Source organism: Thermopolyspora sp. NPDC052614 (assembly GCF_040678635.1).
GTDB lineage: Bacteria > Actinomycetota > Actinomycetes > Streptosporangiales > Streptosporangiaceae > Thermopolyspora.
Genome location: NZ_JBFATZ010000011.1, coordinates 119656 through 139353 on the forward strand (window position 1 = coordinate 119656; position 19698 = coordinate 139353).

At 71.5% G+C, this 19698-nt stretch carries 13 protein-coding genes and 1 pseudogene; 8 read left to right on the forward strand and 6 right to left on the reverse strand.

Going from position 1 to position 19698, the window contains the following annotated elements; translation table 11 throughout:
• Nucleotides 1–452 precede the first annotated feature (452 nt).
• The 5 genes from polA (at nucleotide 453) to coaE (ending at nucleotide 7465) form a co-directional block, all read left to right on the forward strand.
• The gene (polA, locus tag AB0K60_RS23560) at nucleotides 453–3110 is read left to right on the forward strand and encodes a DNA polymerase I (RefSeq protein WP_364059143.1); all 2658 of its coding nucleotides are present in this window, start codon (nucleotides 453–455) and stop codon (nucleotides 3108–3110) included.
• A 255-nt stretch (nucleotides 3111–3365) separates the two neighbouring features.
• Nucleotides 3366–4493, forward strand: a complete 1128-nt coding sequence (locus AB0K60_RS23565) for a polysaccharide deacetylase family protein (protein ID WP_364058747.1) — start codon at nucleotides 3366–3368, stop codon at nucleotides 4491–4493.
• 222 nt (nucleotides 4494–4715) lie between these two features.
• The gene (gene rpsA, locus AB0K60_RS23570) at nucleotides 4716–6185 is read left to right on the forward strand and encodes a 30S ribosomal protein S1 (protein WP_364058750.1); all 1470 of its coding nucleotides are present in this window, start codon (nucleotides 4716–4718) and stop codon (nucleotides 6183–6185) included.
• A gap of 148 nt (nucleotides 6186–6333) precedes the next feature.
• Nucleotides 6334–6798, forward strand: coding sequence for a GNAT family N-acetyltransferase (locus AB0K60_RS23575; protein ID WP_364058753.1), 465 nt, complete (start codon nucleotides 6334–6336; stop codon nucleotides 6796–6798).
• Nucleotides 6799–6850: 52 nt separating this feature from the next.
• Nucleotides 6851–7465, forward strand: coding sequence for a dephospho-CoA kinase (gene coaE, locus AB0K60_RS23580; protein ID WP_364058756.1), 615 nt, complete (start codon nucleotides 6851–6853; stop codon nucleotides 7463–7465).
• A gap of 69 nt (nucleotides 7466–7534) precedes the next feature.
• Here coaE and AB0K60_RS23585 read toward each other — a convergent pair whose 3' ends face one another.
• From AB0K60_RS23585 to AB0K60_RS23600, 4 genes are all read right to left on the reverse strand, one after another.
• Nucleotides 7535–8770: a glycosyltransferase gene (locus AB0K60_RS23585; protein WP_364058759.1), complete on the reverse strand. Its 1236-nt coding sequence runs from the start codon at nucleotides 8768–8770 to the stop codon at nucleotides 7535–7537.
• Nucleotides 8704–9690, reverse strand: a complete 987-nt coding sequence (locus AB0K60_RS23590; RefSeq protein WP_364058762.1) for a DMT family transporter — start codon at nucleotides 9688–9690, stop codon at nucleotides 8704–8706. The genes AB0K60_RS23585 and AB0K60_RS23590 overlap by 67 nt, the downstream gene beginning before the upstream one ends.
• Before the next feature lie 378 nt (nucleotides 9691–10068).
• The gene (locus AB0K60_RS23595; RefSeq protein ID WP_364058765.1) at nucleotides 10069–11331 is read right to left on the reverse strand and encodes an SPFH domain-containing protein; all 1263 of its coding nucleotides are present in this window, start codon (nucleotides 11329–11331) and stop codon (nucleotides 10069–10071) included.
• Nucleotides 11328–12902, reverse strand: coding sequence for an SPFH domain-containing protein (locus tag AB0K60_RS23600; protein ID WP_364058768.1), 1575 nt, complete (start codon nucleotides 12900–12902; stop codon nucleotides 11328–11330). Before AB0K60_RS23600 ends, AB0K60_RS23595 begins: the two co-directional genes overlap by 4 nt.
• A 151-nt stretch (nucleotides 12903–13053) precedes the next feature.
• On the opposite strand from AB0K60_RS23600, the gene uvrB reads away from it, so the two are divergent.
• Complete coding sequence (uvrB, locus tag AB0K60_RS23605; RefSeq protein ID WP_364058771.1) at nucleotides 13054–15174, forward strand: excinuclease ABC subunit UvrB; 2121 nt, start codon at nucleotides 13054–13056, stop codon at nucleotides 15172–15174.
• 72 nt (nucleotides 15175–15246) lie between these two features.
• On the opposite strand, the gene AB0K60_RS23610 is transcribed toward uvrB, so the two are convergent.
• Nucleotides 15247–16383, reverse strand: coding sequence for a nitronate monooxygenase family protein (locus AB0K60_RS23610; protein ID WP_364058774.1), 1137 nt, complete (start codon nucleotides 16381–16383; stop codon nucleotides 15247–15249).
• Between the two features lie 176 nt (nucleotides 16384–16559).
• A pseudogene (locus AB0K60_RS23615) lies at nucleotides 16560–17180 on the reverse strand (acyltransferase); the annotation flags it as partial.
• A gap of 195 nt (nucleotides 17181–17375) precedes the next feature.
• Here AB0K60_RS23615 and AB0K60_RS23620 point away from each other — a divergent pair.
• A complete protein-coding gene (locus AB0K60_RS23620) occupies nucleotides 17376–19043 on the forward strand; it encodes a CTP synthase (RefSeq protein ID WP_364058777.1) in 1668 nt (555 codons plus the stop codon).
• Nucleotides 19040–19690 (forward strand): NUDIX hydrolase, encoded by a 651-nt coding sequence (locus AB0K60_RS23625; protein WP_364058780.1) that lies wholly within the window; start codon nucleotides 19040–19042, stop codon nucleotides 19688–19690. The genes AB0K60_RS23620 and AB0K60_RS23625 overlap by 4 nt, the downstream gene beginning before the upstream one ends.
• The last annotated feature ends 8 nt before the right edge of the window (nucleotides 19691–19698 follow it).

A 19698-nucleotide genomic window follows, 5' to 3' on the forward strand; every position in this document is an offset into this window, starting at 1 on the left:
GCCGGACGGCCGTACACGCTCGGGGGGCGCCGCTCTCAGGACGCGTGGGAACGGGGTCCGCGGGAACGGGGGGGCGCGGGAACGGGGATTTCATGAAGAGGGAATTCCGGTCGCGGGCCGGTGGCGGTACCCGGAAAGCGGCGAGCCCGCAGGCTGTGACCTTTGGGTCCGTGACGCCGTCTCTCCCAGGAGCCCCCGGCGATCGCCGGGAATCCGGGGGAAGGGGCGGCGCACGTTGTCTACTCGGTCTCCTACGGGCTCTGGCGACACCACGCTAGCGACCCTTGTGGGGTATGCGCAAAGGGGGGAGTAAAGGGATCTGAACGGATCCTTGGGAATCTTTCATGGTCATCGGCCCTCCGGCCTCCGCCGACCACGGTGTTTCTGTCGGAGCCGCGGACTAGGCTGCACTTGTGCCGAAGACCGAAGCGACTCCCGTCCGTGACCGTCTCATGCTCCTCGACGGGCACTCCCTGGCCTACCGCGCCTTCTACGCGCTGAAGGAGGCCAACCTCGTCACCACCGACGGCCAGCACACCGAGGCGGTGTACGGCTTCACCTCGATGCTGGTGAACCTGCTGCGCGACGAGCGGCCCGGCAACGTGGCGGTGTGCTTCGACCGCTCCGAGCCGACCTTCCGGCATGAGTCCTTCCAGGCGTACAAGGCGAATCGGCAGGAGACCCCCGAGGACTTCCGCGGCCAGATGAGCCTCATCCACGAGATGCTCGACGCGCTGCGCATCCCCCACCTGTCGGTGCCCGGCTTCGAGGCCGACGACCTGATCGCCACGCTGTCCACCCGGGCCGCCGAGCAGGGCATGGACGTCCTGATCGTCAGCGGCGACCGCGACAACCTGCAACTGGTCAGCGACAAGGTGACGGTGCTGATGACCCGGCGCGGCATCAGCGACATGACCCGGTTCACCCCCGAGGAGGTCGTCGCGAAGTACGACCTCACCCCGGCGCAGTACCCCGACTTCGCCGCGCTGCGCGGCGACCCGAGCGACAACCTGCCGGGCATCCCGGGGGTGGGGGAGAAGACCGCGGCCAAGTGGGTGCGCGAGTTCGGCTCGCTGGAGGAGTTGGTCAACCGCGTCGACGAGGTCAAGGGCAAGGTCGGCGAGAAGCTGCGCGAGCATCTGGGGCAGGTCATCCACAACCGGCAGCTCACCGAGCTGCGCCGGGACGTGCCGATCGACGTCGAGATCGGCGACCTGCGGCGCGGGCCGCTCGACCGCGACGGCGTGCACAAGCTGCTCGACTCGCTGCAGTTCCGCGGCGAGCTGCGCGACCGCCTGTTCAAGGTGCTCGGCGAGGGCGCCGGGGAGCCCGAGGCCGACGAGGGCTTCGAGGTGGCCCTGACCGTCCTCGGGCCCGACCAGGTGACGGCCTGGCTGGAGGCGATGCCCGAGGGCCGCGCCGGCCTGGCCGTGCAGGGCGTGTACGGCAGCGGCACCGGCCGAATCGACGCCCTGGCGATCGCCGCCCCCGACGACGCCGCGGCCTATCTCGACCTGACCACGCTGACCCCCGCCGACGAGGCGGCCCTGCACGCCTGGCTGTGCGACCAAGCGCGCCCCAAGGCGCTGCACGACGCCAAGGGGCCGCTGCTCGCCCTGTGGGCGCAGGGGCTCGACCTGCGCGGGCTGACCTGCGACACCGCCCTCGCCGCCTACCTGGCGCTGCCCGGCCAGGCCTCGTTCCCGCTCGACGACCTGGTCAAGCGGTACCTGAACCGCGAGCTGCGCGCCGAGGCCGAGACCAACGGGCAGGCCGCCCTGTTCGACGACCCCGCCGACAACGTGGGCGAGGACCTCGCCCTGCGGGCGCGGGCGGTGCGCGAGCTCGCCGACGCCCTGGAGGCGCACCTGGAGCCGCGCGGCGGCACCCGCCTGCTGCGCGAGGTCGAGCTGCCGCTGATGCGGGTGATCGCGGAGATGGAGCGCGCGGGCATCGCGGCCGACCGTGACCACCTGTCCGGGCTTGAGGCCGAGTTCGGCGCGGCCGTCAAGCAGGCGGTCGAGGAGGCCCACCGGGTGGTGGGCGAGCAGTTCAACCTGAGCTCCACCAAGCAGTTGCAGGAGATCCTGTTCGTACGGCTCGGCCTGCCCAAGACCAAGAAGATCAAGACGGGGTACACCACCGACGCCGATGCGCTGGCCTGGCTCGCCGCGCAGACCGACCACGAGCTGCCGACGATCCTGCTGCGCCACCGCGACCAGACCAAGCTGCGCACCACCGTCGAGGGCCTGATCAAGGAGATCGGCGACGACGGCCGCATCCACACCACCTTCAACCAGACCCGGGCCGCCACCGGCCGCCTCAGCTCGGAGAAGCCCAACCTCCAGAACATCCCGATCCGCACCGCCGAGGGCCGCCGCATCCGGCAGGGCTTCGTCGTCGGCGAGGGCTACCAGACCCTGCTGACCGCCGACTACAGCCAGATCGAGCTGCGCATCATGGCGCACCTGTCGGGCGACGAGTCCCTGATCGCGTCCTTCGAGTCCGGCCACGACTTCCACAAGGCCACCGCGTCGCGGGTGTTCGACCTGCCGCCCGAGCAGATCGACGGCGAGCTGCGGGCGCGGATCAAGGCGATGAACTACGGCCTCGCCTACGGGTTGTCGGACTTCGGCCTCGCCGGGCAGCTCAACATCCCGGTGGCCGAGGCCCGCGCGCTCAAGGAGGAGTACTTCGAGGAGTTCGGCGGCGTGCGCGACTACCTCGAGGCGGTCGTCGCCCAGGCGCGCAAGGACGGCTACACCGAGACCATCCTCGGTCGCCGCCGCTACCTGCCCGACCTCACCAGCGACAACCGGCAGCGCCGCGAGATGGCCGAGCGCATGGCGCTGAACGCCCCCATCCAGGGGTCGGCCGCCGACATCATCAAGGTGGCGATGCTGCACGTCGCCGCCGCGATCCGGGAGGAGGGCCTGCGCTCGCGCATGCTGCTGCAGGTCCACGACGAGCTGGTGTTCGAGGTCGCGCCGGGCGAGCTCGACCGGCTGCGCGAGCTGGTGGTGGGCCGCATGGGCGGCGCCTACGCGCTGCGCGTCCCGCTGGAGGTCTCGGTGGGCGTCGGCCGTACCTGGGAGGACGCCGGCCACTGACCGCTCCGCCCGGCGCGCTGCGAGACGCCGGCCTGCCCCAAGAGCCGTCGCAGGCGGCCAGGGCGGCGTTCACATCCGCGACCCCCGAGCTCCTGCGCAGGCTGCCGGACGAGCTCTCTCCGGCCGTCATCCGTGCCCTGACGCGCCCTGCTGCCGCCGATTTGGTGAGAAATTACCCAGCCTTTACGTTTACCCCGGGTTGGGGCCGCGTCAGGTCTAAGGTTGGTTGCTGCGCAGCCAACCGAAAGGAGACGAGTGCGGAGTCGCGCGGGGTTGCCGCGTGGGGTCGCGATCGCGAACGTCGCGCTGATGATCATCGCACTGTTCGTCTTCCAGCGAGTGACCGGGCACGACGACCGGACCGAGGTGCGGCCCGGGCACGCCCCCCAGAAGACCGTTCAAGGGCCCCGCGGTCAACAGCCCCGGGGGAACGGCGCGGAGGATCCGGCGGTCGCGCCGGCCGGGCACGTCACGGCCACCAAGGAGTCGGCACGTGCGGCCAAGGCGAACGAACTCGGCCTGGTCCCCGTGCTCATGTACCACCGGATCACGGCCAAGCGCTGGTCGTCGCTCGACCGCACTCCCGGCCAGTTGCGCAAGGAGCTGGAGAGGCTCGCCCGGGAGGGCTACGTCCCGATCACCGCCGCCGAGTACGTCACCGGCAGAATCGACATCCCGGCCGGAGCCCATCCGGTGGTGCTCACCTTCGACGACGGCTCGCCCGGCCACTTCGCCTTCGACGCCGCCGGGCGCCCGGCGGGCCGCACCGCCGCCGGCGTGCTGCTGGACGTCGCCCGCAGGCATCCCGGCTTTCGGCCGGTGGCGACGTTCTGGATCAACCGGGAGCCCTTCGGCCTGAAGGATCCGATCGCCCAGGAGCACGCGGTGACCTGGCTGGTGCGCAACGGCTTCGAGGTGGCCAATCACACCTACCGGCACCCCGATCTGCGGCGGCTGTCCCGCAAGCGCATCGGGGAGGAGATCGCCCGGCAGGAACGGCTGCTGACCCGGCGCGGCGCGCCTCCGTCGGTCACGCTGGCGCTGCCGTACGGGAGCCTGCCCAAGAGGAAGAACCAGCGGGTCGCCCACCGCGGGTCCTGGAAGGGCACGCGCTATGATTTCTCCGGCGTGTTCCTGGCGGGGGCCGAACCGGCCGCATCGCCGTATTCCACGGACTTCGCGCCGTATCGGATCCCGCGGATCCAGTCCAACGGCAAGGGGGGCGAGTGTCGCCGATGGTGCTCGACGTACTGGCTGGGATGGCTGAGCGCGCACCCTTCGCGGCGATACACCTCAGACGGTGATCCGGATCACATCTCCATACCGAAGAAGCTACAGGGTAATATCAGGGAAAAACTCGCCAAGCGAGTCGTGGCCTATTAGCCGAGCCGAGGGCTCCCGGGGGGAGCTCGGATTGACCGCGCCCATGATGGTTGCATATGCTGATCGCTGCGCTGTGGGCTCGCGCGTGCCTCGGACGGAGCGGGTTCGCGCTCGGTCGCTGACGACCAGGGTCAGAATCGATCCATTCCTCGGCTGAACGAAAAGGGTCCGCTGCGCGTCCGCCACATCGACACCCTGTCCGCGTTCGGAGCAATTCCACACATGACGAGCAGCACCGAGGCCACCTCGAGCACCCCGCAGGTAGCGGTCAATGACATCGGTTCCGAGGAGGCCTTCCTCGCCGCGATCGACGAGACCATCAAGTACTTCAACGACGGCGACATCGTCGAGGGCACCGTCGTCAAGGTCGATCGAGACGAGGTCTTGCTCGACATCGGCTACAAGACCGAGGGCGTCATCCCCTCGCGTGAACTCTCGATCAAGCACGATGTCGACCCGGCCGAGGTCGTAGAGGTCGGCGAGCACGTCGAGGCCCTGGTCCTCCAGAAGGAGGACAAGGAAGGCCGCCTCATCCTGTCCAAGAAGCGCGCCCAGTACGAGCGCGCCTGGGGCACCATCGAGAAGATCAAGGACGAGGACGGCATCGTCACCGGCACCGTGATCGAGGTCGTCAAGGGCGGCCTCATCCTCGACATCGGGCTGCGCGGCTTCCTGCCGGCGTCCCTGGTCGAGATGCGCCGCGTCCGCGACCTGCAGCCGTACGTCGGCCGCGAGCTCGAAGCGAAGATCATCGAGCTGGACAAGAACCGCAACAACGTGGTCCTGTCCCGCCGCGCCTGGCTGGAGCAGACCCAGTCCGAGGTGCGCCAGACGTTCCTCAACACCCTGCAGAAGGGTCAGGTCCGCAAGGGCGTCGTGTCCTCGATCGTCAACTTCGGCGCGTTCGTCGACCTCGGCGGCGTCGACGGTCTGGTGCACGTGTCCGAGCTGTCCTGGAAGCACATCGACCACCCCTCCGAGGTCGTCGAGGTCGGCCAGGAGGTCACGGTCGAGGTCCTCGACGTCGACATGGAGCGCGAGCGGGTCTCGCTGTCGCTCAAGGCGACGCAGGAGGACCCCTGGCAGCAGTTCGCCCGCACCCACCAGATCGGCCAGGTCGTGCCCGGCCGGGTCACCAAGCTGGTGCCGTTCGGCGCGTTCGTCCGGGTCGAGGAGGGCATCGAGGGCCTGGTCCACATCTCCGAGCTGGCCGAGCGCCACGTGGAGATCCCCGAGCAGGTCGTGCAGGTCGGCGACGAGATCTTCGTCAAGATCATCGACATCGACCTGGACCGCCGCCGCATCTCCCTGTCGCTGAAGCAGGCGAACGAGGGCGCCATCGGCGCGGACGTCGAGTTCGACCCCACCCTCTACGGCATGGCGGCCGAGTACGACGAGCACGGCAACTACAAGTACCCCGAGGGCTTCGACCCCGACACCGGCGAGTGGCTCGAGGGCTTCGAGAAGCAGCGCGAGGAGTGGGAGCGGCAGTACGCCGAGGCCCAGGCCCGCTTCGAGGCCCACAAGCGCCAGGTCGAGGAGGCCCGCAAGGCCGAGGCCGAGGCGGAGGCGCCGTCCTCCTACTCGGGCGAGTCGCAGCCGTCGGGCCAGCCGTCGGGCGGGTCCGGCGCCCTCGCCTCCGACGAGGCGCTCGCGGCCCTGCGCGAGAAGCTCGCGGGCGGCCAGAGCTGACCCCACCCGGCCGCCGGGCCCGACGCCCGGCCCGACGGCCGGACCCTGGTCACGCGGCGGGGTCCGCCGGAATCTCCGGCGGGCCCCGCTCCCTTTTCCGCCGTCACCCCGCCTGCGGGCGCTCCGACCAGGGCACTACAGTGATCCGGTGATACGAATCGCCCGGGCCGAACCCTGCGACGCCGGCGAGATCCTGACCGTGCAACGCGCCGCCTACGTCACCGAGGCCCAGTTGTACGGCGACCCCTTCATCGCCCCCTTGATCGAATCGCTGGAGCGGTTGCGCGAGGTCGTCGCCTCGGCGCTCGTGCTCAAGGCGCTCGACGGCACCCGCATCGTCGGCGCCGTACGCGGTCAGATGCAGGACCGCACCTGCCTGGTGGGCCGCCTCGTCGTGGCCCCCGACCGGCAGGGCCGCGGCGTCGGCACCGCCCTGATGACCGCCCTGGAGGCCGAGGCGCCGCCGGAGGCCGAGGAGTTCTCCCTGTTCACCGGCCACCTGTCCGAAGGCAACCTCCGCCTGTACCGCCGCCTCGGATACCGCGAGACCCGCCGCGAGCGCGTACACGAGCATCTGAACCTCGTCCACCTCCGCAAGAAGCGCCCCACCTGATGGATCGGGCATCATCGGAAACGGTCGGACAAACCGGGAAAGGGAGGTGCCGGTGGCGGCGTTGAAGGTCGGGCTCACCGGAGGCATCGGCTCGGGCAAGAGCGAGGTCTCCACACGCCTCTCCGCCCACGGCGCGATCGTGATCGACGCCGACACAATCGCCCGAGAGGTCGTCGAGCCGGGCACCGCCGGCCTGGAACGCGTCGTCGCCGAGTTCGGCCCCGAGGTGCTGCACGAGGACGGCTCGCTGAACCGCGAACGCCTCGGCTCCATCGTCTTCGCCGACAAGCAGCGGCTGGCCGCGCTCAACGGCATCGTCCACCCCCTGGTCGGGGCACGCGTGGCCGAACTGCAGGAGGCGGCCCCCGCCGACGCGGTCGTCGTCTACGACGTCCCGCTGCTGGCCGAGAACAACCTCGCCGCGATGTACGACGTCGTGATCGTCGTGGACGCCTCCGACGAGATCCGCCTCCACCGCCTCACCCACCTGCGCGGCATGTCCGAGGCCGACGCCAAGGCCCGCATCGCCGCCCAGGCGAGCCGCGAGGACCGCCTCAAGATCGCCGACATCGTCATCGTCAACGAGGGCACCCTGGACGATCTCCAGGCCCGCGCCGACGAGGTCTGGCGGGACCTGACCGCCCGCGCGGGCCGGCCCACCGCCTAGCCTCTTTTTCCGAGCGGCGGCTCAAGCCGCGCGCCGATCTCGACGGTGCCACGGGTCCAGGCGGGTGACTCACCGGCCCGCGGCGGCGCGACCGCTGCGGGTGGTCAGCTCGGCGTAGACGGCCTCGAAACGATCGAGGGAGCGGTGGTGGTCGTGCTCGGCGGCGATCGCGCGGCCCGCCTCGCCCATCTCGGCACGCAGGCCGGGGGAGGCCAGCAGCGTGGCCAGGTGACCGGCGAGCTCCGGCACGTCGCCGGGGCGGTAGAGCATGCCGTTGCGGCCGGGGTGCACCAGGTGGGGCAGGGCCATCGCGTCGGCGGCCACCACCGGCAGGCCGCTCGCCATCGCCTCCAGGGTGGCGATGCTCTGCAGCTCGGCGACGCCCGGCATGACGAAGACGTCGGCGGCGCCGTACAGGCGGGGCAGGTCGGCGTCGGGCACGAAGCCGAGGAACAGCACCCGGTCGGCGACGCCGAGGCGCTCGGCCAGACGCTCCAGCTTGGCGCGGCGCGCGCCCATGCCCGCGAGCAGCGCCTGCGCGCCGGGCAGGTGCGGCAGCGCCGCGATGAGCTCCTCCAGCCGCTTCTCCTCATCCAGGCGGCCGACGAACAGCAGGCTGTCGCGGTCGGGGAGCTCCAAGCGCTTGCGGATCCACGAGGGCGGCTCGGACGCGGGGGCGAACCGCCGCAGGTCGATGCCGCAGGAGATCGCCTCGACCGGCCCGGCCACCGCACGGCGCAGCAGCTCGGCGGCGATCGGGGTGGGCGTGGTCACGTGGGCGGCCCGCGCGAACACCCGCCCGAGGTCGCGCCAGGCGATCCTGCTCGCCGCCGTGCGCAGCCGCGACCCGACGGGGGCGTACTGGAAGAAGTTCTCCGGCATGAAGTGGTTGGTCGCCACCGCCGGCACGCCCGCGCGCCCGGCCGCCGCCACGGCGCCGCGGCCGATCGTGAAGTGCCCCTGCGCGTGGACGACGCCGGGCCGCACCTCGGCGATCAGCCGGTCGAGCGCCCGGCCCACCCCGGCGGGCACGGCCGTGCGCATGGTCGGGTGGACCAGCAGCGAGACGGACCTCAGCCGGTGCACGACCACCCCGTCCACGGTGCCGGTCCCGGGCGGGCCGTCGTCGGACTGGCACACCACGTGCACCTCGTTGCCGCGCGCGGCGAGGCCGGTCGCGAGCCGGACGGTGAAGTACGCCGCGCCGTTCACGTCCGGGGGGAATGTGTCGGCCGCGATCAGTACCCGGCGCGGCGCGCCGTCGGAGGCCCGGGTGTCGGCGGAGCGGGACAGGGAGGTGACCATGAGGACTCCTGAGACGAAGAGGGAAGGGGGTGATCGGCGCATGTGCGAGGGCAGGACCGCCGATCGCGGCGGGCAGGCGGGTGATCGTTCGGGAGCAGCGGACTGGAGCGGGCGAGGACCGCGATGCCGGCGGCGGCGACGGCCGCGGCGGCGACGGCCAGGACCGCCGCCGCCCCGTCCCGGGGGAGGGGCTCGCCGAGCAGCAGCGCGCCGCAGGCGACCGCGGTCAGCGGGTCGGCCATCTGCACCGAGGCGTAGGCCACCGGGAAGTGCCCCGTCGCGTAGGCGCCCTGCAGCATGGCGAGGGCCGCGAGCGCGGGCGGCAGGACCGCGAGCAGGAGCCACGGCCGGTCGAACCCCTCCGCCACCGTGACCCGGATCAGCGACGCCGTCGCGCCGTACAGGATGCCCGCCCCCGCCGCCATCAGTCCCGACCGCAGGGCGGGCGCGGCGGTGGCGGAGGCGAGCCGGCACACCAGCGCGACGGCCGCCGCGCCGAGCAGCAGCCCGGCCGCCCCGGCGTCGCTCAGGCGCGGCGCCGGCGCCCCGGCGGGCTCGGGGACGAGCAGCACCAGGCCGACCAGGCCCGCACTCACCGCCAAGGCCGCGGCGAGCTCGCCCCGCGCGATCGTACGGCCGCGCAACGCGGTGGCGATCGGCAGGGCGAACAGCATGCTCGCCACCCCCATCGGCTGGACGACGGTGAGCGGACCCAGGCTCAGCGCGACGATGTGCAGCGCCCCGCCGAAGGCGATCGCGGCCCCGCCGATCAGCCACCGGGGGCGGCGCAGCAGCAGGACGAGCGACCGCGTCAGGCCCGCATCGGGCGCCGAGACGGCCTCGAACTGCTGCAGAGCCGCGCCGAGGGCGAAGAAGACCGAGCCCAGCAGCGCGACCGCCGCGGCGACGAATACCGACATACGGCTCCTTTCCGGAATATGAAGACATGCGCGAATGACCGGAGGAGCCGCTCTGAGGCGTCCGGCGGGAGAACGTCAGCGGTCCGATCGGCGGGCCGGGCCGGGCCGGGCACGGCCGGGTCGGGCCAGGCCGGGTCGGTTGGGGACCTCGCGTCCAGACTGGTCGACCGCGCACGCGCGGACCATCGGGGATCGCCCTGACTTCTCCGCGCCATCCCTGAGAAGGGAACCGGGGAAAAACAAGCGCCCCGCGGTGCTCGACCGCGGGGCGCGTGAACTATGGGCGTGGACTATGCGGGTGGACTATGCGGGTGGACTATGCGCGTGGAACCATGCGCGCTGAATCGTGGGGGGCGGACTCTGCGCGAGGGACGCGGCTCACTCCGACTCGGACCCGTGGTGGCCGTTCGCGTGCGCACGCCCCACCCCGCCGTTCCGGGCGAGCTGCGGAAGATACTGGGCCAGCAGCATCGTCGACAGGGCCGAGGTGTCGCCGCCGGAGGTGCGCACGACGACCGGCTGCGGCGCGCTCTCGGCCAGCTTGGCGCCCACGTCCAGGCGGCGGCGGGCCAGCTCGTACTGGAGCACCGCCCGGTTGTCGCGGTAGGACTCGGCGAGCCGGCGCAGCGCCTTGGCCTCGTTCTCGGCGGCGGTGAGCTCGGCCCGGCCGCGCGCCTCGATCTCCCAGCGCACCCGCTGCGCCTCGGTCTCCTGCTCCTCCAGCATGCGCGCCACGTCCTTGCGCGCGGTGTTGTGCGACGCCTTCACCTCGACGATGCGCGCGTCGCGGGTCTTCTTCGCCCGCTCGATCTCCATCAGCAGCGTGTCGATGCGCCGCTTGCGGGTCAGCTCCCACTCCCGCTCGTACGCCGCCAGCTCCTTGGCCACCTTCTCCCGGGTGGACAGGTGCTGCTGGTACTGGTCGGGCAACTGCACGTCGGGGATGTTGGCGCCGGTGATGCGGACGCCGTACCGGCCGAGCTGGCGGTTGAGCGCCTCCTGCATGTCGCCGACGTCGGAGCCGCGCAGGTCGTAGGCCCGCTCGGTGGTGACCTGGCGGCCCCGCTGCCGGATCGCGTCCTGCACGGCGCTGGACAGCACCAGGTCGAAGTTGCCCGCGCCGATCGTGCGCACGAACGCCACCGGGTCGACGATGCGGAACTTCAGGAAGAACTCGATCGACTTCAGCGGCACGTCCTCGGCCGTCGGGCAGGCCGTGATCGGCGCGGTGTACGGGATCTCGGTGGAGGTGTCCACGACCGCGTCCACCCGGTCCCAGGGCAGCCACAGGTAGTGGCGGCCGGGGGAGAGCGTGCCGGTGATCGCGCCCCACCGGCTGCGCACGCCGGTGGTGCCCTCCTCGATCTCGATGATCGCCCGGCGCCACAGCCACACGAGCGCGACCAGCAGCGCGACCACCGCCCCGACCGCGGCGAGCCCCGAGATCGGGCCGCCGCCGGCGAGCGCCGCCGTACCGGCCAGGTAGACGGCCAGCAGCAGCAGCGCCACCCAGGCGAACCCGCGCCGGTCCTTGGGGATGACGACCGGGACGAGCTGCCCCTGCTCGCCGCCGCGCAGCAGCTGCCGGATCTCCGACCAGCTCGCCAGCGACTCCTTGATCTTGGAGAATTCCTTGCTCATGCCTGCACCTCGTTCCTGACCGGCGGGGCGTCCTCGCCGAGCAACCGGGCCACCTCCGCCTCGCGTTCGGCCACCCGCCGGCCGATCTCGTCCAGCCGGGCGCGGATCGCGGCCATGTCGGCGTCGGAGAACAGCGCCGCCTCGGCGCCGCCGATCAGCTCCTGCGCGATCGTCAGGAAGTTGACCGCGTCCGCCTGCCCGACCTGGACCACCTGCGGCAGCTGCGCCGCGACGCTCTCCAGCCGGTCCAGCACGTCCTGCTGGAAGCGGTAGTTGAGGATCTCCGGCGCCTCGGCCGCGCTCAGCGCCCGGATGTCCAGCGCCTGCGCCTCAAGCAGCGCCGCGTTCGCCTTGGCCGTGCTCTCGGCCTCGACCATGCGCTGCGCGGCCTGCGCCTTGGCCTTGTTCGACTCGCGCTCCAGCGCGGTGTCCATCTGCGCCTGGTAGCCGGCGATGTCGGCCTGGATCGCCGACAGCGTCTCCTGCAGCCCGGCGCGCTCCTTGGTGAGGTCGCCCTCGTTCTGCTCCTTGCGCAGCTGCAGCTCGTACTCGTAGGTGTAGGCCTCCTTGGCGACCCGCACCATCTCGGGGGCCGCCAGGTCCATGCGGTACTCCTGGCTGGACGGCTCGGCGTGCGTGATGTTGACGTTGGTGAGCCGTACGGCGGGCAGGAACTGCTGGTTGAGGCTCTCCAGCATGTCCTGGGTGCTCTCGCCCACCAGGTCGTAGATGTCCTCGGCGCGCTGGGCGTAGATGAGGCTGCGGGTGACCTCGCTGACCGCGTTCTGCAGCTTGGCCTGGAAGCCGCTCACCGAGCCGAGCACGAAGATGAACTCGGCCGGGTCCTCGATGCGGAACTGCAGGAACAAGTCGACCGAGGCCTTGACGCCCTGCTGGGTGGGCGCCTCGCGGATGGGCGCGTTGAACGGGAACTCGCGGGTGGTGTTGACCACGTAGCTGACCCGCTTCCACGGGTTGAACAGCGTCACCCGGCCCGGCTCGGCGATCTGCACGAGCTTGCCGAACTTCGTGATCAGCGCCTTGCAGCCCTCGGGCACCATGACCACGCCGCGCCGCCACCACAGGAACGCGGCGGCCAGCACCAGGACGGCCCAGTAGTGCGGCCCGAACAGCACGCGCGCGCCGTCGGGCAGCCCGGTCGCCAGCAGCCCGGCGACGCCGAGCGCGGCGAGCACGAGCAGGGGCAGCACCAGCCGCGCCGTCTGCCCCTTGGGGATGATCACGGGGGAGATGACGTGGATCGGCTCGCCGCCCGGGCCCTGCGCCTGGAAACTGCGGTTGATGATCTCGCCGGCCTCGTCGAGTGGGGCCGTGTGCGCCTCGATCCGGGTGCCCACCGACGCGCCCTGCTGGCGGGCCGCGCCGAAGTCGCCGGGGTCGAGCCGGAACGCCGGCTCCTGGCCGCCGCCGTCGGCGTCGCCGCCGCCCGCGTACTGGGCGGCGGCCTGCAGGACGGCCTGGCGCGGGTCGCCGCCCTGGGCGATCGTCTGCGCCGCCCCCTGGGCGACGGCCCTCGCCCGTCGCGCGACCTCCTGTCGCGGTGTTGCCATCGCATCCTCGATTCGTTCGCTGGAGGGACTCGTACCGTATCGGTGCGCGTTCACAATTCGGTCGCACGGCGCTCGCGTATGGTGATCGCTCGCGTGGGGCGCCCTGCCGCCGGGGCGAGAATTGTCGGCCGGAGAGCGTAGGTTGGGAGACGTGAGGCCGGTAACAGATCTGCAGCGAAAGGTGGCGCCCTTCACGGTCGTCACCGACATGACCCCGTCCGGCGACCAGCCCGCCGCGATCGCCGAGCTGGAGCGTCGCATCAAGGCGGGCGAGAAGGACTGCGTGCTGCTCGGCGCCACGGGCACGGGCAAGACCGCGACCATCGCCTGGCTGATCGAGCGGCTGCAGCGCCCGGTCCTGGTCATGCAGCCGAACAAGACGCTCGCCGCGCAGTTCGCCAACGAGCTGCGGCAGATGCTCCCCGACAACGCGGTGGAGTATTTCGTCTCCTACTACGACTACTACCAGCCCGAGGCGTACGTCCCGCAGACCGACACCTACATCGAGAAGGACTCCTCGATCAACGACGAGGTGGACCGGCTGCGCCACTCGGCGACCAACTCGCTGCTCACCCGCCGCGACACGGTCGTGGTCGCCTCCGTCTCGTGCATCTACGGCCTGGGCACCCCGCAGGAGTACGTCGACCGCATGGTCCGGCTGCGGGTCGGCCAGGAGATCGAGCGCGACGCGCTGCTGCGCCGCCTGGTCGACATGCAGTACGCGCGCAACGACCTGTCGTTCACCCGCGGCACCTTCCGGGTGCGGGGCGACACGATCGAGGTCATCCCGCAGTACGAGGAGCTCGCCGTCCGCATCGAGATGTTCGGCGACGAGATCGAGAAGCTCGCCACGCTGCACCCGCTCACCGGCGAGGTGCTCAGCGAGGACGAGGAGCTGTACATCTTCCCCGCCTCGCACTACGTCGCCGGCCCCGAGCGCATGGAGCGGGCGATCCGCGACATCGAAACCGAGCTGGCCGAGCGGCTCGCGGAGCTGGAGCGGCAGGGCAGGCTGCTGGAGGCGCAGCGGCTGCGCATGCGCACCGCCTACGACATCGAGATGATGCGCCAGGTCGGCACCTGCTCGGGCATCGAGAACTACTCGCGGCACATCGACGGCCGCGGCCCCGGCACCGCGCCCAACACCCTGCTCGACTACTTCCCCGAGGACTTCCTCCTCGTGCTCGACGAGTCGCACCAGACGGTCCCGCAGATCGGCGCCATGTACGAGGGCGACGCCTCCCGCAAGCGGGTGCTGGTCGAGCACGGCTTCCGGCTGCCGAGCGCGATGGACAACCGGCCGCTGAAGTGGGAGGAGTTCCTGGAGCGCATCGGCCAGACCGTCTACCTGTCGGCCACGCCGGGGCCGTACGAGCTGGGGCGCGTCGGCGGCGACGTGGTCGAGCAGGTGATTCGGCCGACCGGCCTGGTCGATCCCGAGGTCGTGGTCAAGCCGACCAAGGGCCAGATCGACGACCTGGTGCACGAGATCCGCGAGCGGGCCGAGCGCGACGAGCGCGTCCTGGTCACCACGCTCACCAAGAAGATGGCCGAGGATCTCACCGACTACCTGCTCGAGCTCGGCATCCGGGTGCGCTACCTGCACAGCGAGGTGGACACGCTGCGCCGCATCGAGCTGCTGCGCGAGCTGCGCATGGGCGAGTTCGACGTGCTCGTCGGCATCAACCTGCTGCGCGAGGGCCTCGACCTGCCCGAGGTGTCGCTGGTGAGCATCCTCGACGCCGACAAGGAGGGCTTCCTGCGCTCGGAGACCTCCCTCATCCAGACGATCGGCCGCGCCGCCCGCAACGTCTCCGGCCAGGTGCACATGTACGCGGACACGGTCACCCCGTCGATGCAGCGCGCCATCGACGAGACCAACCGCCGCCGCGCCAAGCAGATCGCCTACAACGAGGCCAACGGCATCGACCCGCAGCCGCTGCGCAAGCGCATCGCCGACATCCTCGACCAGCTCGCCCGCGAGGACGCCGACACCGAGCAGCTCCTCGGCGGCGGCCGCCAGCAGAGCCGCGGCAAGGCCCCGGTCCCCGGCGGCGGCGTCGGCCGCAACGGCCCGGCCGCGGGCCGCCACGCCAAGGCCATCGCCGGCGAGATGCCCCGCGCCCAGCTCGAGTCCCTGATCGAGTCCCTCACCGAGCAGATGCACCAGGCCGCGGCCGACCTGCAGTTCGAGGTCGCCGCCCGCCTCCGCGACGAGATCAAGGAACTCAAGCGCGAGCTCCGCGACATGCGCGAGGCCGGCGTGCACTGACGCGATCCGGCCGTGCCGCGGGCTCCACGTCGCGCCGGAGTCGGGCGTGCCTGTCTCCGGGCTCCCGGGCGGTCAGTCGGAGGTGAGGCGTTCCAGGCGTTCGATCGTCTCGGCGAACTCCTCGATCATGTCGTAGACGACCTGGCGGGCGGGTTTGATCTGGTTCAGCTGGCCCACGACCTGGCCGACGAAGTAGTTGGCGAGTTCCTGGGCGCCCGGGTTGCCGGCTTCGGCGGCCTGGATGATGCGGCCCATGACCCCCTCCGCCAGGAGCAGTTGCAGGGGCATGGGCAGGGAGCCGGGGCTTTCGGGGGACTCGTCCCACTCCGTCGTCCAGGCCGAGCGGAGCTGGCGGGCGGGCTTGCCGGTGCGGGAGCGGGAGCGGACGGTGTCCCGGGAGGTCGCGGCGAGCATCTTGCGCTTGACGACCGGGTCCGTCTCGGCCTCCTCGGTGGTGAGCCAGACCGAGCCGCACCAGACGCCGGACGCGCCCAGGGCGAGGGCGGCGGCCATCTGGCGGCCGGTGGCGATGCCGCCCGCGGCGAGCACGGGGATCGGCGCGACCGCGTCCACCACCTGGGGGACCAGGACCATGGTGGAGATCTCGCCGGTGTGGCCGCCGGCCTCCGAGCCCTGGGCGACGATCAGATCCACCCCTGCGGCGACCTGGCGGCGGGCGTGCTCGACGGTCCCGACGAGGGCGGCGACCGGCACCCCGGCGGCCCGCGCCTTCTCCACCATGATCGGCGGCGGCGGGCCGAGCGCGCTGGCGATGAGGCCGATCGGGTGCTTCAGCGCGACGTCGATGAGGGCGGTGGCGCCCTCGGCGGTGACCCGCTGCCCGATCTCGCCCGCGTCGCCGCCCTCCGGGGACAGGCCGGGCACCTCGCCCGGCACGCCGTACTTGGCGAACAGGTGCGCCACGAAGTCGCGGTGCGCCGCGGGGATCGCGTCGAGGATGCGGGCGGCGTCGCCCCGCGCCGATTCGTCGATCTTCCCGGGCACCAGCACGTCCACCCCGTACGGCCGCCCGCCCACCTGCCGGTCGATCCAGCTCAGCTCGGTGTCGAGGTCCTCGGCCGAGTAGGCGATGGCCCCGAGGACGCCGAAGCCGCCCGCGTTGGTGACCGCTGCGACGACGTCGCGGCAGTGGCTGAAGGCGAAGAGGGGGAACTCGACCCCGAATCTCGCAGAGACGTCGGTCCGCATGGTGTGACCGTATCCGTTAGAACGTCATTCGGTCCAGGGGCGCGGGCCGGCTGGGCGGCGATGAGCGAGTCCAGGACCTCGGGCGGGATCGAGGACCCCTGCGGCCCGGGCGGTGCGTCCGAGCCCGACGGCGCGACGGAGGCCGAGGGCGTTCGCGAGGCCGCGCCGGGCCGGTGCCAGCCCTCCTGCGGGGTGTAGGTGCGGACCACCCGGGCGGGAACCCCCGCGAGGACCGAGTGGTCGGGAAAATGGCCGCGGACGACCGCGCCCCCGGCGACGACCGACTGGCGGCCGATCCGGGTGCCGGGCAGGATGATCGCGCCGGTGCCGAGCCAGGAGCCCGAGCCGATCGACACGGGGCTGTTGCGCGGCCACTGGCGGCCGATGGGCTGCTCGGGATCGTCGTAGACGTGGTTCTGGTCGGTGATGTAGACGTACGGCCCGGTGAACACATGGTCGCCGATCTCGATGGACTGGTGGCCCACGATGTGGCTGCCGCGGCCGATCGAGCAGCCTCCGCCGATGCGGACGATCGGATCGGGCCCGAGGTCGAGGCCCGGCCCCATGCCGGCCGACAGCGAGACGCGCTCGCCGACGAGGGTATGGGCGCCGATCTCGATCCACTCCTCCCCGAAGATCGCGCCGACGGGAAAGGCGATGCAGGCGCCGTCCCCGAGCACGCGGAACCGGTATCCGCCGGGGCTGGCCGGGGTGATGGCCCCCGCCGCGCGCACGGCGGCCCAGCCTCTGTGGATCAGGCGGCCCGTGGCACGGCGCAAGGCAGCACGGAGTGACATAACGGCACAAGTTACCCTGTGGTTAGTAAAGTCGGAACGTCCGCATATCGTGGGCGTCTACTGATTCATCCGATTTGTCGTATCCGTCGTCACTGTCACGGCACTTCACGGACAGGCTTTGATAACCTGAGAGCCCGTGGACAGGGCGCTGAGTCAGACCGACCGGCCGCCAGACTTCGGACCACGGGAGCCCAAGTGCGCAGCGCCGCAAACACCAAGCATCTGTTCGTGACCGGCGGCGTAGCCTCCAGTCTGGGCAAGGGCCTCACGGCCTCCAGTCTCGGCCGGCTGCTCAAGCTTCGGGGCCTGCGGGTGACGATGCAGAAGCTCGACCCGTACCTCAACGTCGATCCGGGAACGATGAACCCGTTCCAGCACGGCGAGGTGTTCGTCACCAACGACGGCGCCGAGACCGACCTGGACATCGGCCACTACGAGCGCTTCCTCGACACCGAGCTGCACGGCTCGGCCAACGTCACCACCGGCCAGGTGTACTCCAACGTGATCGCCAAGGAGCGGCGCGGCGAGTACCTGGGGGACACCGTCCAGGTGATCCCGCACATCACCAACGAGATCAAGGAGCGCATCCGGGCCATGGCGGGCCCCGAGGTGGACGTGGTGATCACCGAGGTCGGCGGCACCGTCGGCGACATCGAGTCGCTGCCGTTCCTGGAGGCCGTGCGCCAGGTCCGCCACGAGGTGGGCCGCGACAACGTGTTCTTCCTGCACGTGTCGCTGCTGCCGTACATCGGCCCGAGCGGGGAGCTGAAGACCAAGCCCACCCAGCACTCGGTGGCCGCGCTGCGCAGCATCGGCATCCAGCCCGACGCGATCGTGTGCCGCTCGGACCGCCCGATCACCCAGGGCCTCAAGCGCAAGATCAGCCTCATGTGCGACGTGGACGAGGACGCCGTCGTCTCCGCCGTCGACGCCGCCAGCATCTACGACATCCCCAAGGTGCTGCACGCCGAGGGCCTCGACGCGTACGTGGTGCGCCGCCTCGGCCTGCCGTTCCGCGACGTCGGCTGGAAGGAGTGGGACGAGCTGCTGCGCCGCGTGCACCGTCCCGCCGACGAGGTCACGATCGCGCTGGTCGGCAAGTACATCGACCTGCCCGACGCCTACCTGTCGGTCACCGAGGCGCTGCGCGCGGGCGGGTTCGCCGCCGACGCCCGGGTCAACATCCGCTGGGTCAAGAGCGACGACTGCGAGACCCCCGAGGGCGCGGCCCGCGAGCTCGACGGCGTCGACGGGGTGCTCATCCCCGGCGGCTTCGGCGTGCGCGGCATCGAGGGCAAGGTCGGCGCGATCCGGCACGCCCGGGAGAACAAGATCCCGCTGCTCGGCATCTGCCTCGGCATGCAGTGCATGGTCATCGAGGCGGCCCGCAACCTCGCCGGCGTCGAGGGGGCCAACAGCACCGAGTTCGACCCCGAGTCCGCCCACCCCGTCATCTCCACGATGGCCGACCAGAAGGACGTCGTCGCCGGGGAACGCGACATGGGCGGCACCATGCGCCTCGGCCTCTACCCCGCCAAACTCGGCGAGGGCACGCTCGCCCGGCAGCTGTACGGCATGGCCCGCGTGGAGGAGCGGCACCGGCACCGGTACGAGGTGAACAACGCCTACCGCGAGACGCTGGAGAAGATCGGCATGGTCTTCTCCGGCCTGTCGCCGGACGGCCGCCTGGTCGAGTACGCCGAGCTGCCGCCCGACCAGCATCCGTTCTTCATCGGCACCCAGGCCCACCCCGAGTTCCGGTCCCGGCCCACCCGCCCGCACCCGCTGTTCCGCGGGCTGGTCGGCGCGGCCCTGGCGTACGCGGAGGTACGTGAGGCCGAGGTGAAGGCGGGGCGGGGATGACCGCCGTGTCCGGCCTGCCCGGCGAGCTGACCCCGGACGACGTCGTCGACGTGCCCGAGGCGTGGGAGGTGGTGTCCGCCAAGGACCGCTTTCGGGCCCGGGTGATCTCCGTACGCACCGACAGCGTGAGCATGCCCGGCGGCGAGGTCGCCGACCGCGACTACGTGCTGCACCCCGGCTCGGTGGCCGTCGTCGCCCTCGACGACGCCGAACGCGTGCTGCTGCTGCGCCAGTACCGGCACCCCACCCGGCGGCTGCTGTGGGAGCTGCCGGCCGGGCTCCGCGACGTGCCCGGCGAGCCGCTGGTCGACAACGCGGCCCGCGAGCTGGCCGAGGAGGCCGGTTACCGGGCGGCCACCTGGCACACGCTGCTGGACACCTACACCACGCCCGGCGCGTCCGACGAGCGGATCCGGATCTTCCTCGCCAGGGACCTGGCGAGGATTCCCGAGGAGGAGATCGACCACGTGCCCCGGCACGAGGAGATCGGCATGCCGGTGGTGTGGGTGCCGCTGCGCGACGCCGTCGCCAAGGCGTTGTCCGGTAAGATCCACAATCTCCCGGCGGTGGCGGGTATTCTCGCCGCGTACGCCGCTTCGCTCGGCGGTTTCGCCGCCCTGCGTCCCGCCGACGCCCCGGAGGCATGACCCGCATG